We start from the raw sequence: 14,700 nt of genomic DNA on the forward strand, positions 1-14,700 counted from the left end.
GCATCCCACAGCAAAGGCCCGCTCCGTGCGTCTGTACCTCGCCTCCACCTCTCCGGCCCGCCTCGCCCTGCTGCGGCAGATCGGCATCGAGCCGGTGATCGTGCCCTCTCAGGTCGACGAGGAGGCCGCCGTGGAGCGCGCGGTGGCGGCGGGCGGCCCGGTCACGGCCGAGGAGATGGTGCTGCTGCTGGCCGAGGCGAAAGCGGAGGCCGTGGTGGGCGCGCTGCCCGACGGCGAGCCGATCGACGGCTTCATCCTCGGCGGCGATTCCGCGTTCGAGCTCGACGGCGTGGCCTACGGCAAGCCGCACCGTCCCGAGGTGGCCCGCGAGCGCTGGCTCGCCCAGCGCGGTCGCACCGGGGTGCTGCACTCCGGGCACTGGCTGATCGACCACCGGGGCGGGCGCCGCAACGGCGCCGCGGGTCGCGCCGACCGCGCGGAGCTCAGCTTCGCCGACGACATCTCCGAGGCCGAGATCGACGCCTACATCGCCACCGGCGAACCGCTGGAGGTGGCCGGGGCGTTCACCATCGACGGCGTCGCGGCCCCGTTCATCCGCACCATCACCGGGGCGCCCTCGGCCGTCATCGGCCTCTCGCTGCCGGTGCTGCGCGATCTGCTGAACGAGGTCGGCGTCTCGTGGACCTCGCTGCGCAGCGGCGCCGCGTTGTAGACACCGCCAGTGTCCGCCACCCCATTTTTGTGACTACATGCCAAAGGAGGGATGAAGAGCGGCAATAAGCTAGGGGGATCATGCCGCGAATCACCAAGGTCCTCATCGCCAACCGAGGCGAGATCGCCGTCCGAGTCATCCGCGCAGCGCGCGACAGCGGCATCGCGTCGGTCGCCGTCTACGCCGATCAAGACCGGGACGCGCTGCACGCCCAGCTCGCCGACGAGGCCTACGCCCTCGACGGCACCACGAGCGCCGAGACCTATCTCGTGATCGACAAGATCCTCTCGGTGGCCCGCCGCTCGGGTGCCGACGCCATTCACCCGGGCTACGGCTTCCTCGCCGAGAACGCCGACTTCGCGCGCGCCGTGATCGCCGCCGGTATCACCTGGATCGGCCCGAGCCCCGAGGCCATCGAGAAGCTCGGCGACAAGGTCTCCGCCCGTCACGTGGCCGAGAAGGTGGGGGCGCCCCTCGCGCCCGGCACCATCGACCCCGTCACCGGCGCAGAGGAGGTGCTCGACTTCGTGGCCGTGCACGGCCTGCCCGTCGCCATCAAGGCGGCCTTCGGTGGTGGCGGCCGCGGCCTCAAGGTCGCCCGCACCGTCGACGAGGTGCCCGAGATGTTCGACTCGGCCACCCGTGAGGCCATCGCCGCCTTCGGCCGCGGCGAGTGCTTCGTGGAGAAGTACCTCGACCAGCCCCGCCACGTCGAGACCCAGTGCCTCGCCGACGCCTACGGCAACGTCGTCGTGGTCTCCACCCGCGACTGCTCGCTGCAGCGCCGCCACCAGAAGCTCGTCGAGGAGGCGCCCGCGCCCTACCTCAGCGCCGCCCAGACCGAGCTGCTCTACAGCTCGTCGAAGGCCATCCTCAAGGAGGTCGGCTACCTCGGTGCCGGCACCTGCGAGTTCCTCATCGGCAAGGACGGCACCGTCTCGTTCCTCGAGGTGAACACCCGGCTGCAGGTGGAGCATCCGGTCTCCGAAGAGGTCACCGGCATCGACCTCGTGCGCGAGCAGTTCCGCCTCGCCGAGGGCGGCACGCTCGACTACGACGACCCGGCGCCCCGCGGCCACTCCTTCGAGTTCCGCATCAACGGCGAGGACCCGGGCCGGGGCTTCCTGCCCTCCCCCGGCCCCGTGCACGTGTTCAAGCCCGCCGGCGGCCCCGGTGTGCGCGTCGACTCCGGCGTCCAGGCCGGCGACGTCATCTCGGGCTCCTTCGACTCGCTGCTCGCGAAGCTCATCGTGACCGGTTCGTCGCGGGAGGATGCGCTCGAGCGCGCCCGTCGCGCCCTCGACGAGTTCGAGGTGGCCGGCCTCCCGACCGTGCTGCCCTTCCACCGCGACGTCGTGCGCAACCCCGCCTTCGCCCCCGAGGACGGCGAGCCCTTCTCGGTGTACACCCGCTGGATCGAGACCGACTACGACAACCCCGCCGAGCCGTGGAGCGGTTCGCTCGACGACCCGGCGCCCGCTGCGGAGCGCCGCACGGTCATCGTCGAGGTCGGCGGCAAGCGCGTGGAGGTGGCCCTCCCCGCCCGTCTGGTTGCCGCCGGCGCCCGCCACGGCGCCGCATCCGGAGCCGGCCGCAGCGCGGGGGCCCCGCCCAAGCGCCGCGGCGCCGGCTCGACGGCCTCCTCGGCGGCCACGGGCGACTCCGTGAAGGCCCCCATGCAGGCCACCGTCGTCAAGATCGCGGTCGAGGACGGCGACAAGGTCGTCAAGGGCGACCTTGTGCTCGTGCTCGAGGCCATGAAGATGGAACAGCCCATCACGGCCCACAAAGACGGCACCATCGCGAACATCGCCGCCGTCGTCGGCTCCACCGTCTCCTCCGGCCACGTGCTGCTGTCTATCGCCTGAGCTCAGCGACCAGTCGCAAAGGCCCCCGAACCTTCATGTTGAGGGGCCCTGTGCGACTCCTCGACGGCGCTGTAGAGGACTTCTCGACGGCGCTGTAGAGGCAGAACTCAACGCAACAGGCCCTTGTCGACGACCCAGGGTGAGCGCGCGGCCGCGAAGCGACCGCACGCGAACATGTCGCGCCGCGCCGGGCGGGGACCGGCGCGGCCCGGAGGGGCCGCGCGAAGCACGGCCCCTCCGGCAGCCAGCCCAGCATCACAGCACGATGTGCATGGCCCGGGCGGCGTCGGAGATGCTGCCCGAGAGGGAGGGGTAGACCGTGAAGGCGCGGGAGACCTGGTCGACCGTGAGGCGGTGCTCGACGGCCAGGGCGATGGGGAAGATGAGTTCGGAGGCGTTGGGGGCCACGACGACGCCGCCGATCACGGTGCCGGAGCCGGTGCGGGCGAAGAGCTTCACGAAGCCGTCCTTGATGCCCATCATCTTGGCCCGCGGGTTCGACGAGAGCGGCAACTTGTAGATGTCGCCCTGGGCGATGCCCTCTTCGATCTGGCGCTGCGTCCAGCCCACGGTGGCGATCTGCGGCTGAGTGAAGATGTTCGAGGCCACGTTCCGCAGCTCGGTCGGCGACACGGCGTCGCCCATGGCGTGGAACATCGCGGTGCGCCCCTGCATCGAGGCGACGGAGGCCAGGGGCAGGAACGTGGTGCAGTCACCGGCCGCGTAGATGTTGGGCGCGCTCGTGCGGGCCACCCGGTTCACCCGGATGTGCCCCGAGTCGCTGAGCTGGATGCCGGCCTGCTCGAGGCCGATCCCCTTCGTGTTCGGGATCGAACCCACGGCCATCAGGCAGTGCGAGCCCTCCACCTTCGTGCCGTCGGAGAGCGTGGCGACGACGCCGGTCTTCGTGCGCTCCACGGAGTCGGCTCGCGACTTCGAGAGCACGGTCATGCCGTTGCGCTTGAAGACGTTCTCGATCACGGCGGCGGCGTCGGCATCCTCGCCCGGCAGCACCTGGTCGCGCGAGGAGATGAGCGTCACCTTCGAGCCGAGCGCGGTGTAGGCCGAGGCGAACTCGGCGCCGGTGACACCGGATCCGACCACGATGAGGTGCTCGGGCACCGCGGTGAGGCCGTAGAGCTGGGTCCAGGTGAAGATGCGCTCCCCGTCGGGAACGGCGGAGGGCAGGATGCGCGGGCTCGCGCCCACCGAGATGACGATGGTGTCGGCGTCGACCTGGTCGAAGTCGGTGCCGTCGGGGCCGGCGGCGGTGGAGACGATGACGGAGTCCGGCCCGTCGAGCCGGCCATGCCCCGAGATGATCTTGACGCCCGCGCGGATGAGGTTGGCCCGCATGTCCTCCGACTGCTGCCGGGCGAGCCCGAGCAGGCGCTTGTTGACCTGGGCGAGGTTCACCGCGACCTCGGGCCGCACCGGGCGGCCGGCATCGTTGCGGGCGAAGAACTGCACGCCGAGGTCGGCGGCCTCGCCGATGGCGTTGGTGGCCTCGGCGACGGCGATGAGGGTCTTCGAGGGCACCACGTCGGTGATGACGGCCGAGCCGCCCACGCCGACCTGCTCGACGAGCGTCACCTCGGCGCCCAGCTGGGCTCCCGCGATCGCGGCCTCGTAGCCTCCCGGCCCGCCTCCGACGACGGCGACTCTCTGCTTGCGCTCGAACTCATAGGCCATGACGCCATTCTTGCGTGTTGCCGCAGTGCCGCCAAACCAACGGATGGCGAACGGCCGCCCCCCGGAGCGGCCCGCCGCCCGAATGAATAGAGTGGAGGGATGTCTACCTCCCTCCCCAATCCGCTCGACCTGCCCGACACCGATCCCTTCGATGTCGCCCGCGAAGCCGCCGCGCAGATCGCCGAGCTGACCGGTGTCGAACGCCACGACATCGCCCTCACCCTCGGCAGCGGCTGGGGCCGGGCCGCCGACCTCCTCGGCGAGACCGTGGCGAACGTTCCCGCCACCGACGTCGTGGGCTTCGGCATGCCCGCCGTCCCGGGGCACGTGGGCACGCTGCGCTCGATCCTGCTGCCGAACGGCAAGCACGCGCTCGTGATCGGCGCGCGCACCCACTACTACGAGGGCCACGGGGTGCGCCGCGTGGTGCACAGCGTGCGCACCGCGGCCGCCACGGGCGCGAAGATCATGGTGCTCACGAACGGCGCGGGCGGCATCAAGGAGAGCTGGACCCCCGGCACCCCCGTGCTCATCAGCGACCACATCAACCTGACCTTCGACTCCCCGCTGGAGGGTGCGACCTTCGTCGACCTCACCGACCTCTACTCCACGCGCCTGCGCGAGCTCGCCCGCACGGTGGATGCCAGCCTCGACGAGGGCGTGTACGTGCAGTTCCGTGGCCCGCAGTACGAGACGCCGGCCGAGGTGCAGATGGCGAAGGCCGTCGGCGGCCACATCGTCGGCATGTCGACGGCCCTCGAGGCCATCGCCGCGCGCCAGGCCGGCATGGAGATCCTCGGCTTCTCGCTCATCACCAACCTCGCCGCCGGCATCCAGAAGACCCCGCTCAGCCACGCCGAGGTGATCGAGGCCGGCAAGAACGCCGAGGCGGCCATCGGCGACCTGCTCGCCCGGGTCGTCGCCACCCTGTGATCTCGGAGAGCACCATGAGCACCGAGAGCACCCCCGCCGCCGGCTCCGACGAGTCGCCGAACGACGTGGAGCTGCTGGTGGAGTCGGCGCTGGCCTGGATGGCCCAAGACCCCGACCCCGAGACCCACGACGAGCTCGCCGCGCTGCTGCGCCGCGTGGGCTCGAGCCTGCCGGGCGCCGCCGAGGAGCTGCGCTCGCGCTTCGGCAGCCGCCTCGCCTTCGGCACGGCGGGCCTGCGCGGCGAGCTCGCGGCTGGCCCCAACCGCATGAACCGCGTGCTCGTGTCGCAGGCCGCGGCCGGCCTCGCCGCGTTCCTGCTCGAGCGGGCGCATCCGGGAACCCGCCCCTCGGTGGTGATCGGCTACGACGGCCGCAAGAACTCCCGCGTCTTCGCGATCGACACGGCCGAGATCATGGCGGGAGCGGGTGTGCGTGCCGTGCTGCTGCCGCGCCTGCTGCCGACCCCGCTCGTGGCGTTCGCCGTGCGCGAGCTCGAGGTGAGCGCGGGCGTGATGGTGACGGCCTCGCACAACCCGCCGCGCGACAACGGCTACAAGGTCTACCTCGGCGACGCCGACCACGGCTCGCAGATCGTTCCGCCCGCCGACGGCGAGATCGCCGCCCAGATCCTGCGCGTGGCCGGCTCGACGACCGTTCCGGAGCTGCCGCGCTCGAGCGACTACGAGATCGCGCCGGAGAGCCTGGTCGAGCGGTACGTCGAGGCCACCGCTGCACTCTCGTCGCATCGCCCGTCGACGAATGCGCCCCCGCTCAGCGTGGTCTACACGGCCATGCACGGGGTGGGCTGGGAGACCTTCGCGCGCGTGCTCGAGCGGGCCGGCTTCCCGGCGCCCGCGCTCGTGACCGAGCAGATCGAGCCCGACCCCGCCTTCCCCACCGTGGCGTTCCCCAACCCCGAGGAGCCCGGCGCCCTCGACCTCTCCTACGCACGGGCACGCGCGACGGGGGCGCAGCTCATCATCGCCAACGACCCCGACGCCGACCGCCTGGCCATCGCCGTGCCCGACGACCGCGAGGCCGAGGGCTACCGCCGCCTGAGCGGCAACGAGGTGGGCCAGCTGCTCGGCTGGCGCGCGGCCGAGGCCGCCGTCGCCGCCGGCGGTACGGGCTCGGACGGCCTGCCCGCCGCCCTCGCCTGCTCCATCGTCTCCTCCCCCGCCCTCGGCGCGGTGGCGCGCGACCACGGGCTCGGCTTCGCCGAGACCCTCACCGGCTTCAAGTGGGTCTCCCGCACCCCGGGCCTCGTGTTCGGCTACGAGGAGGCGCTCGGCTACCTCGTGAACCCCGAGACCGTGCGCGACAAGGACGGCATCTCGGCGGCGATCGCCTTCCTCGACCTCGCCGATACCCTCGCCGCCTCCGGCCGCACGATCGCCGACCGGCTCGACGAGTTCGCCGCGCGCTTCGGCCACTACGCCTCGCAGCAGATCTCGGTGCGCGTGACCGACCTCGCCGACATCGACCGGGTGATGGCCGCGTTGCGAAGCGACCCGCCCACCGAGATCGGCGGCCTGCCCGTGGAGCGCATCGACGACCTCTCCCACGGCGAGGGCGATGTGCCCCCGAGCGACGTGCTGCGCATCCTGCTGCCCGGCGCCCGCGTGATGGTGCGGCCGAGCGGCACCGAGCCGAAGCTGAAGGTGTACCTCGACGCGTGGAGCACCGAGGGGACGGTGGCCGAGCGGCGCGCGCACGCCGAGGCGACGCTCGCGGCGCTCGACGCCGGCATGCGCGCCCGCGTGGCCTGACCCGCACAGGCCCCGCGGCCCGCTGCTCGCCGGCCTCCGCTCGCGGCTCGATGCCGGGCGCATCCGATCGATCTTGCGACGATCAACGGATGCGCCCAGCGCGATCTCCCCGTAGCGTCGGAGCATGAGCACAATCGCCGACACCATGGTCGAGATCATCGCCGACGCCGGAGTGGAGCGGATCTACGGCCTGCCCGGAGACTCCCTCAACGGCTTCACCGACGCCATCCGTCGCCACGGCAGCGTCACCTGGGCGCACGTGCGGCACGAGGAGGCCGCAGCCTTCGCCGCGGCGGCCGAGGCCGCGCTCACGGGCGGCCTGGCGGTCTGCGCCGGCAGCTGCGGGCCCGGCAACCTGCACCTCATCAACGGGCTCTTCGACGCCAACCGCAGCCGGGTGCCCGTGCTCGCGATCGCCGCGCAGATCCCGGCGAGCGAGATCGGGTCGAACTACTTCCAGGAGACGCACCCGCAGGAGCTCTTCCGCGAGTGCAGCGTCTACACCGAGCTCGTGAGCGTGCCCGAGCAGCTCCCCCGCGTGCTCGAGATCGCGATGCGGGCCGCCGTCGAGCGGCGCGGGGTGGCTGTGGTGGTGGTGCCGGGCGAGATCTTCCTGCAGGCGAGCGCGGGCCGTCCGAAGTCGGCGCCCATCCTCGCGACGCAGAGCGTGGTGCGCCCCGGCGATGCGGAGCTCGAGCGCGCCGCCGGCATCCTGAACCGGGCGAAGAAGGTGACGATCCTGGGAGGGGCCGGGACCGAGGGCGCGCATGCGAAGGTGCTCGCCCTCGCCGAGACGCTCAAAGCGCCGATCGTGCACGCGCTGCGCGGCAAGGAGTTTCTCGAGTACGACAACCCCTACGACGTGGGCATGACGGGCCTCCTGGGCTTCTCCTCCGGCTACCGCGCGATGGAGAGCTGCGAAGTGCTGCTCATGCTCGGCACCGACTTCCCCTACCCCCAGTTCTACCCCTCGAAGGCGACGGTCATCCAGGTCGACATCCGCGGCGAGCGGCTCGGGGCGCGCACGCCGATCGACCTGGGCCTGGTGGGTGACGTGGGCGACACGATCGACGCCCTGCTGCCTCTGCTCGAAGCGAAGAGCAGCCGCCGCCACCTCGACTCCTCGCTCGCGCACTACGCGAAGACCCGCAAGGAGCTCGACGGTCTCGCCGACAACGACCACAATCGCACCCCCATCCACCCGCAGTACGTGGCCCGGCTCGTGAGTGAGCTCGCGAGTGAGGACGCCGTGTTCATCCCGGATGTCGGCTCCCCCGTCGTGTGGGCGGCCCGCTACCTGCGGATGAACGGGTCGCGCCGGCTGATCGGCTCCTTCAGCCACGGCACCATGGCGAACGCGGTGCCGCACGCCATCGGGGCGCAGTCGGCGTATCCGGGCCGCCAGGTGGTGGCGCTCTCGGGCGACGGCGGGCTCGCGATGCTCTTCGGCGAGCTGCTCACCATCCGGCAGAACAAGCTCCCGGTGAAGATCGTGGTGTTCAACAACTCCTCGCTCAACTTCGTCGAGCTGGAGATGAAGGCGGCGGGCTTCGTGAACTTCGGCACCGGGCTCGAGAACCCCGACTTCGCCGCCGTCGCCACCGCCCTGGACATCTTCGGACAGCGGGTCGAGAAGCCCGACGATCTCGAAGGAGCCCTGCGGGCGGCGTTCGCCCACGACGGCCCCGCGCTCGTCGACGTCGTGACGGCGCGGCAGGAGCTGTCGGTGCCGCCCGCGATCAGCGCGCAGCAGGTGAAGGGCTTCGGGCTCTACGCCATCCGCACCATCATGTCGGGCCGGGGCGACGAGCTCGTCGACCTCGCCGACACCAACGTGTTCCGGCGGCTGTTCGACTGAGCAGCGGCCGGCGGCACCGCCGGATCAGCCGACGGCGAGCTCGAGCTTCGCCGTGATCTCGTCGAGGTCGAAGTAGTTCTCGATCACCACGACGTCGGCGTTGGTGCGGCCGACCGCCGACACGAGTTCGGCCGAGGTCAGGATGACCTGCGCGTCGGCCGCCGCGACGCCGACGCTCGCCGCATCCGTGGCGGTGACCTCGGCGTCGATGCCGAGCCGCTCGAGCGCGCGCACGGCGTTCACCCGCAGGATCTCGGAGGTGCCGATTCCCGCACCGCAGATGGCGACGATCTTCATGTCTTCAGGATAGGTCACCCGGCCGCGGTGGCCCCGAGCAGACTCCGCACCTCGTCCTTCGAGGTGGCGGCGGCGAGCGCCGGCACGAGCGCCTCGTCGTTGAACACGTTCGCCAGGGCGGCGACGGCGGCGACGTGCTGGTCGGCCTCGGTGGCGGCGAGCCCCAGCACCACCGACACGGGGTCGTTGTGCGCGTGGCCGAAGGCCACCGGCTCCGCGAGCGTGACGAGCACCATGCCGGCGCGGTGCACATCCGGCCCCGGTCGCGCGTGCGCCATGGCGAGGCCGGGGGCGATCACGATGTAGGGGCCGTACTCCTCGACGAGGGCGATCATGCGGTCGCCGTACGACTCGTCGGCCATGCCCGACACCTCGAAGGCGCCTGCCGCGACCCGGATGGCCGAACGCCAGTCCGGTGCGGTGGCCCGGAGCACGATGGCCGGGTCGGGGAGCTGCTCGAGCGAGGGGGGTGTCGACGTCATCGTTCCTGAAGTATCTCAGTCCGCGCCCGACGGAACCAGGGAGTCCGCTGCACCCGCCCCGAGCATCCGCTCTGCCGCCGCTCGCACGAAGGCGAGGAATTCCGGTGAGCCGCGCAGCTCGTAGTCGAGGTCGGCCGGGATCCAGGCGATCGAGGCGAGCATGCTCTCGTAGCTGTCGCCGTGCAGCGGCCAGCCGCTGGTGCGCGCGTCGATCGCCCGCGCGCCGTTCGCGTAAGGCCCCAGGCGGCGCTGCAACTCGGCCAGCGGAATGCTCAACCGCACCTCGGCGCTGTGCCGGCGGCCGAGGCCCGCCATCGCCTGCGCCACGTAGGCGGCGGCATCCTTCGCCGGCAGCTCACGGGGCTCGAAGTGCACGCGGGTGCCGAAGAACGCGCTCATGCGGTCGACGCGAAAGGTGCGCCAGTCGTCGCGCTGCAGGTCCCAGCAGAGGAAGAACCAGCTGCGGGCCGCGCTCACGAGCGTGTGCGGCTCCACCAGGCGGTCGGTCTCGGCACCGTCGCCGGCGACGTAGTGGAAACGGATGCGCGCCCGGTCGCGGCAGGCCAGCGCGAGCACTCCGAGCAGGTCGTGCGAGACCGGCGCACCGCGCCTCCCGGCTGTCAGCGGCTGCACGGAGGCGCTCAGCGCGCTCACCCGCTGCCGCAGCTCGGCGGGCAGCACCTGCTCGAACTTCGCTAGGGCGCTCAGCGTGGTCTGCTCGCCGTCGACGAGCCCGGTGGCCGCGGCCACCCGAAGACCGATGGCCATGGTCACCGCCTCGTCGCCGGTGAGCAGCAGGGGCGGCATCTGGGTGCCCGCCTCGAGCCGGTAGCCGCCGGTGACCCCTCGCGTGGCTTCCACGCGATAGCCGAGTTCGCGCAGGCGCTCGATGTCGCGCCGCAGGGTGCGGGCGGTCACACCGAGCCGCTGCGCGAGCTCGCCCCCCGGCCACTGCCGGTGCGTCTGCAGCAGATTGAGCAAACTCAGGATGCGCGAGGTCGTTTCCGCCATGCTCCGATTCTGCCCGAGAAGCGGACAGGAACTGTCCTCATTGCTTCCTAGACTCAGGCCATGTCAACGCTCGCTCCGGCCGTCGCCGTCTCCGTCTCGTTCGCGATGCGGGCTCTGTTCGCCGGCCACGGGCATCCGCTTCACGAAAGGAAACCGGCCATGGACTGGAAGATCGAAGTCGTCTTCATCCCCGTCACCGACATCGACCGCGCCAAGCGCTTCTACGCCGAGCAGGTGGGCTTCCACGCCGACCACGACTCCACCGTCAGCGACGAGATCCGCTTCGTGCAGCTCACGCCGCCGGGCTCGGCCTGCTCGATCGCGCTCGGTCGCGGCATCACCGACATGGCGCCCGGCTCGCAGCGGGGCGTGCAGGTGGTGGTTCCGGATGCCGACGAGGCCCGCGCACACCTGCTCGCGAACGGCGTCGAGTGCAGCGAGGTCGACGAGCAGGCCTGGGGCCGCTTCGTGACCTTCGCCGACCCCGACGGCAACACCTGGGCGCTGCAGCAGCTGCCCGACTACGCGAAGCTCGCCGAGTACCAGGCCGCGAACGGGGTCGTGTCGAACTGACCTCTCGTGCGGCCCGGTCCCGGCGGCGGAGCGCTGCCTAGGCTTCTTCGAAGCCCTCGGAGATGGCGTCGGCGAGGTCTTCACGATCTTCGATCGGCAGGAAGGTCGCGGCGGCGGCGTTGAGCTGGAACACCTCGATGTCGCTGAGGTCGTAACCGAAGGCATCCGTCAGCAGGGCGAGCTCGCGGCTGATGGTGGTGTTGCTCATCAGGCGGTTGTCGGTGTTCACGGTCACCTGGAAGCCGAGCTGGTAGAGCAGGTCGAAGGGGTGGTCGACGAGGTCGTCGCCCCACTCCGCGATCGCGCCGGTCTGCAGGTTCGACGAGGGCGAGAGCTCGAGGGCGATCTCGCGGTCCTTCACCCACTGGGCGAGCAGACCCAGCGAGACGTAGGTGTTGTCGTCGTCCTGGCGCTCGATCTCGATGTCCTCGGCGATGCGCACGCCGTGGCCGAGGCGCAGCGCGCGGCCGTCGAAGAGGGCGCCGCGGATGCTGTCGAGGCCGTCGGCCTCGCCGGCGTGCACCGTGACGGGGAAGAAGTTCTGTGCGAGGTAGTCGAAGGCGGCGAGCTGGTTCTTCGGCGGGAAGCCGAGTTCGGCGCCGGCGATGTCGAAGCCGACGACGCCGCGGTCGCGGTGGCGCACGGCGAGCTCGGCGATCTCGAGACCGCGGTTCGCATGGCGCATGGCGGTGACCAGCTGCCCGACACGGATGCTGCGGCCGGCCGCGCGGGCGTCATCCGTGCCCTGCTCGATGCCCTCCTGCACGGCCTCCACCACCTCGTCGAGGCTGAGTCCGCGCTGCAGGTGCTGCTCGGGCGCCCAGCGCACCTCGCCGTAGATCACGCCGTCGTCGACGAGGTCGTTCACGAACTCGCGGGCCACGCGCTGCAGCCCTTCGCGGGTCTGCATCACGCCGATGGTGACGTCGAAGGTGGCCAGGTAGCTCGGCAGCGAGCCGGAGTCGGCGCTGTCCTCGAACCAGTCGGCCAGCTCGATCTCGTCGGTCGAGGGCACGGCGAAGCCGATCGCATCCGCGAGCTCGATGATGGTGGCGGCGCGGAGGCCCCCGTCGAGGTGGTCGTGCAGGGAGACTTTCGGCAGCGAGTTGAAGCTGATCGCGGTGCCGGGGACGAGGTATTCCTCAGAGCTCGAGTTCATGGCTCCAGCCTAGGGTGCGCGATGGTCCCGTGGGGGTGCGCGATGCGCTCGGGGGAGAGCGAGGGCGAGAGCGCGTCCGGCCTGCGCCTGACCGACAGGCGTGGCATTCCTGTCTAGGATGAGCGCACCGCGACAGCACGCGGATCGAGAGGACCCCCCGATGAGCACCGACCTGCCCGGCCCTGCCCGGCTGCCCGAATTCCCGCCGACGGCGCTCGATGAGCCGGCCGAGGGCGTGCACACAGCCGGCGCCGGCGCAGCGCCCGACGGCATCGACGACCTCGAGGGAACGGCCGGCGCACGACGCCGCGCCCGGCGCCCGCTCCTCGTCGCCGGGGTGTCGCTCGCGGCCGCCGGGGTGCTCGCGGGCGCGTTCTGGGGCTGGAGTGTGTTCGCCCGAGCGCAGGCCGACGAGGCACAGAACCGCCTCTCTTCCGCGATCGCGGAGCAGAGCTCGGCCGAGAAGGCCTTCGACGCCCGGATGCGCAGCGTCGACGGTCAGCTCGGCCGGGTGCAGAGCGTCGTGGCGGCTCCCGAATTCGCGGCGCAGGGCCCCGCCCAGGCGGAGCCGTTCCGGTCCGCCGTCGCCGCGTTCGCGTCGATCCGCGAGACGGTGGCGGCGCATCCGGATTCCGTCGCCGCAGCGGCGGCCTCCGAGGCCGGCGCTCCCCCGGCGACGGGTGCGCCGACGGAGTCTTCCGCCCCGGGTGCGGAGGGCTACACCCCACCGTGGCAGCTGATGGCCGAGACCTCGGAGGCCGACGCCCGGGCCGCCCGGGCCACCTCCTCCACCGAGGCGCTCGTCGCCGACACGAGCGCTGCCGCTGCTGCGGAGAAGGCTCTCGAGACCGCCGAGACCGCCTACTTCTCCTCCGTCGCCGCGCACGGCCGCGACACGATCGCGGCGAGCGCCCTCTCGACGAAGGCCTTGCAGGTGGCGCTCACCCGGATCATCGAGGTGGCCGACGATCCCGGGCTGCGATTGTCGCACGACGCCGCCCTGCTCGCCTCGATCGCCGCCGCGGAGCGCGCGGTCGCCGACTCGGCGGTCACCGAGGCCGCGGAGGCCGCCGACCCCGCGCTGGCGGTGCGGAACGAGATCGAGGCCTACGCCCGGTCGATCAGCCGTGGCGTGACGCTCGATTTCGTGTGGGCCGCCGAGGTGTCGGGGCGCGGCGAGGGCTGGCTCTCGGGCACGGCGGAGATGTGGGACGGCGACGGCGGCTGGGCCACGATCAGCCTCAACTTCCCTGTGGAGGAGGACTGGAGCGACGACGACAACGCCCGCGCCCTCGTGACCCACGAGGTGGGGCACGCGCAGGTGGTTCGCCCCGGATGCCGCTCGCTCTTCGAGGGGCCCGCCTTCGCGCAGGACCACGAGATGTGGGCCACCGCGTGGGCCATCAGCCAGGGCTTCGACCTGCCCGGAGCCGGCATCGAGGCCTACGGCCGTCCGAGTGACGAGCAGATCGCGGTCGCCGCTCAGTGCGTCTGAGATCCCGGGCCTGAGCCTCTGAGCCTCTGAGCCTCTGAGCCGCTGAGCCGCTGCGCCCGACGGCGGGATCGCTCGCCGACGGATGCGCGCCCGCCCGCCCGCTGCGTGCGCTCGGGCTACAGACCGAGCGCCTCGGTGATGCGTGCGGCGGCCGTGCTCGCGAGCTCGCGCACCCGGGCTGCCGGAACCGCGCTGAAGCTCGTAGCCACGTAGGGCACGGTGAGAGCGGCGAGCGCCGCCCGCTCGCGGTTGAGCACGGGGAACACGACATCGGTGATGGAGGGCTGCAGCGGGTCAGGGCGCTCCAGGAAGCCGTCGTCGCGGATGGCGCGGCCCGGCGCATCCGGCTCTCCCTCCGCCGCCTCCTGCGGCGCGGCGCGGCTCGCGTCGAAAGCGGCGAGCACGGCCCCCGTCGCCGTGGTCTCGAGCGGGAAGAGCGCGCCCACGCGCACCCGGTAGCCGAAGTCGCCCGGGCTCTCGACCTGCGCGACCACGCGCACCCCGCCGCTCTCGAGCACGCTGAGGTTGCAGGACTGGCCCGTGGCATTCGCGAGTTCGCGCATCGGGCCGAGGGCCGCATCCGTCAGCGAGCGCAGTGGTTCCTGGCGGTGGGAGAGGTCGAACAGCCGCAGCGACAGCGAGTACGCGCCGCTCTGCGGATCGCGGTGCAGGTACCCGCGGCGTTCGAGCGTCGTGAGCACGCGGAAGATCTGGCTCGGCGAGCGGTCGACGGCCTGGGCGATCTCGAGCTGGCTGAGGGCGTGAGGGCGGTCGGCGAGGGTCTCGAGGATGTCGAGGGCCTTGTCGAGGGCGGGGACGGCGTAGTCGGGGGGCATGCGGGCGGTCCTCGATCGTCTCTCAGGTCGCTGCTCGGCGCTCGGCGCTCGGCG

The 14,700-nt window shown here is 71.9% G+C and carries 13 protein-coding genes; 7 read left to right on the plus strand and 6 right to left on the minus strand.

The window, feature by feature from the left end; genetic code table 11:
- Positions 1-25: 25 nt before the first annotated feature.
- On the plus strand, positions 26-673 hold the full coding sequence (locus tag VD659_RS01600; RefSeq protein ID WP_423259401.1) for a Maf family protein: 648 nt from the start codon (positions 26-28) through the stop codon (positions 671-673).
- An 80-nt stretch (positions 674-753) separates the two neighbouring features.
- Entirely contained in the window at positions 754-2,541 is a 1,788-nt protein-coding gene (locus tag VD659_RS01605) for an acetyl/propionyl/methylcrotonyl-CoA carboxylase subunit alpha (RefSeq protein WP_423259402.1), read from the plus strand.
- 255 nt (positions 2,542-2,796) lie between these two features.
- On the opposite strand, the gene VD659_RS01610 is transcribed toward VD659_RS01605, so the two are convergent.
- Positions 2,797-4,233: an NAD(P)H-quinone dehydrogenase gene (locus tag VD659_RS01610; protein WP_423259403.1), complete on the minus strand. Its 1,437-nt coding sequence runs from the start codon at positions 4,231-4,233 to the stop codon at positions 2,797-2,799.
- Positions 4,234-4,332: 99 nt separating this feature from the next.
- Between VD659_RS01610 and VD659_RS01615 the strand changes: the two genes are divergently transcribed.
- The 3 genes from VD659_RS01615 to poxB all read left to right on the plus strand — a co-directional run bounded on the left by VD659_RS01615 (position 4,333) and on the right by poxB (position 8,793).
- Positions 4,333-5,166 carry a purine-nucleoside phosphorylase gene (locus VD659_RS01615; protein ID WP_423259404.1) on the plus strand — a complete coding sequence of 278 codons (834 nt, stop codon included), beginning with the start codon at positions 4,333-4,335 and terminating at the stop codon, positions 5,164-5,166.
- A gap of 14 nt (positions 5,167-5,180) precedes the next feature.
- A complete protein-coding gene (locus tag VD659_RS01620; RefSeq protein ID WP_423259405.1) occupies positions 5,181-6,935 on the plus strand; it encodes a phospho-sugar mutase in 1,755 nt (584 codons plus the stop codon).
- Positions 6,936-7,059: 124 nt separating this feature from the next.
- The gene (gene poxB, locus VD659_RS01625) at positions 7,060-8,793 is read left to right on the plus strand and encodes a ubiquinone-dependent pyruvate dehydrogenase (RefSeq protein WP_423259406.1); all 1,734 of its coding nucleotides are present in this window, start codon (positions 7,060-7,062) and stop codon (positions 8,791-8,793) included.
- A gap of 24 nt (positions 8,794-8,817) precedes the next feature.
- On the opposite strand, the gene VD659_RS01630 is transcribed toward poxB, so the two are convergent.
- Genes VD659_RS01630 through VD659_RS01640 form a run of 3 tightly spaced genes read right to left on the minus strand, consistent with a single transcriptional unit; the run spans position 8,818 to position 10,583 of the window.
- Positions 8,818-9,090, minus strand: coding sequence for a PTS sugar transporter subunit IIB (locus tag VD659_RS01630; RefSeq protein WP_423259407.1), 273 nt, complete (start codon positions 9,088-9,090; stop codon positions 8,818-8,820).
- A 14-nt stretch (positions 9,091-9,104) separates the two neighbouring features.
- The gene (locus VD659_RS01635; protein ID WP_423259408.1) at positions 9,105-9,572 is read right to left on the minus strand and encodes a PTS sugar transporter subunit IIA; all 468 of its coding nucleotides are present in this window, start codon (positions 9,570-9,572) and stop codon (positions 9,105-9,107) included.
- A 15-nt stretch (positions 9,573-9,587) separates the two neighbouring features.
- On the minus strand, positions 9,588-10,583 hold the full coding sequence (locus VD659_RS01640) for a helix-turn-helix transcriptional regulator (RefSeq protein ID WP_423259409.1): 996 nt from the start codon (positions 10,581-10,583) through the stop codon (positions 9,588-9,590).
- A 159-nt stretch (positions 10,584-10,742) separates the two neighbouring features.
- Here VD659_RS01640 and VD659_RS01645 point away from each other — a divergent pair, with 159 nt between their 5' ends.
- Positions 10,743-11,156, plus strand: coding sequence for a VOC family protein (locus tag VD659_RS01645; RefSeq protein WP_423260033.1), 414 nt, complete (start codon positions 10,743-10,745; stop codon positions 11,154-11,156).
- 37 nt (positions 11,157-11,193) lie between these two features.
- Here VD659_RS01645 and VD659_RS01650 read toward each other — a convergent pair whose 3' ends face one another.
- Positions 11,194-12,315 (minus strand): adenosine deaminase, encoded by a 1,122-nt coding sequence (locus tag VD659_RS01650; RefSeq protein WP_137836068.1) that lies wholly within the window; start codon positions 12,313-12,315, stop codon positions 11,194-11,196.
- Positions 12,316-12,475: 160 nt separating this feature from the next.
- Here VD659_RS01650 and VD659_RS01655 point away from each other — a divergent pair, with 160 nt between their 5' ends.
- Positions 12,476-13,810, plus strand: coding sequence for a hypothetical protein (locus VD659_RS01655; RefSeq protein ID WP_423259410.1), 1,335 nt, complete (start codon positions 12,476-12,478; stop codon positions 13,808-13,810).
- A gap of 116 nt (positions 13,811-13,926) precedes the next feature.
- On the opposite strand, the gene VD659_RS01660 is transcribed toward VD659_RS01655, so the two are convergent.
- Positions 13,927-14,646, minus strand: coding sequence for an IclR family transcriptional regulator (locus VD659_RS01660; protein ID WP_423259411.1), 720 nt, complete (start codon positions 14,644-14,646; stop codon positions 13,927-13,929).
- Positions 14,647-14,700: the final 54 nt, after the last annotated feature.

The organism is Herbiconiux sp. 11R-BC (genome assembly GCF_049472555.1).
GTDB lineage: Bacteria > Actinomycetota > Actinomycetes > Actinomycetales > Microbacteriaceae > Herbiconiux.

What these genes read in the sequence shown, in the direction of transcription:
- VD659_RS01605 (WP_423259402.1), top strand. Translation starts at nt 754, where the DNA reads ATGCCGCGAATCACCAAGGTCCTCATCGCCAACCGAGGCGAGATCGCC.
- VD659_RS01610 (WP_423259403.1), bottom strand. Translation starts at nt 4,233, where the DNA reads ATGGCCTATGAGTTCGAGCGCAAGCAGAGAGTCGCCGTCGTCGGAGGC.
- VD659_RS01615 (WP_423259404.1), top strand. Translation starts at nt 4,333, where the DNA reads ATGTCTACCTCCCTCCCCAATCCGCTCGACCTGCCCGACACCGATCCC.
- VD659_RS01620 (WP_423259405.1), top strand. Translation starts at nt 5,181, where the DNA reads ATGAGCACCGAGAGCACCCCCGCCGCCGGCTCCGACGAGTCGCCGAAC.
- poxB (WP_423259406.1), top strand. Translation starts at nt 7,060, where the DNA reads ATGAGCACAATCGCCGACACCATGGTCGAGATCATCGCCGACGCCGGA.
- VD659_RS01630 (WP_423259407.1), bottom strand. Translation starts at nt 9,090, where the DNA reads ATGAAGATCGTCGCCATCTGCGGTGCGGGAATCGGCACCTCCGAGATC.
- VD659_RS01635 (WP_423259408.1), bottom strand. Translation starts at nt 9,572, where the DNA reads ATGACGTCGACACCCCCCTCGCTCGAGCAGCTCCCCGACCCGGCCATC.
- VD659_RS01640 (WP_423259409.1), bottom strand. Translation starts at nt 10,583, where the DNA reads ATGGCGGAAACGACCTCGCGCATCCTGAGTTTGCTCAATCTGCTGCAG.
- VD659_RS01645 (WP_423260033.1), top strand. Translation starts at nt 10,743, where the DNA reads ATGGACTGGAAGATCGAAGTCGTCTTCATCCCCGTCACCGACATCGAC.
- VD659_RS01650 (WP_137836068.1), bottom strand. Translation starts at nt 12,315, where the DNA reads ATGAACTCGAGCTCTGAGGAATACCTCGTCCCCGGCACCGCGATCAGC.
- VD659_RS01655 (WP_423259410.1), top strand. Translation starts at nt 12,476, where the DNA reads ATGAGCACCGACCTGCCCGGCCCTGCCCGGCTGCCCGAATTCCCGCCG.
- VD659_RS01660 (WP_423259411.1), bottom strand. Translation starts at nt 14,646, where the DNA reads ATGCCCCCCGACTACGCCGTCCCCGCCCTCGACAAGGCCCTCGACATC.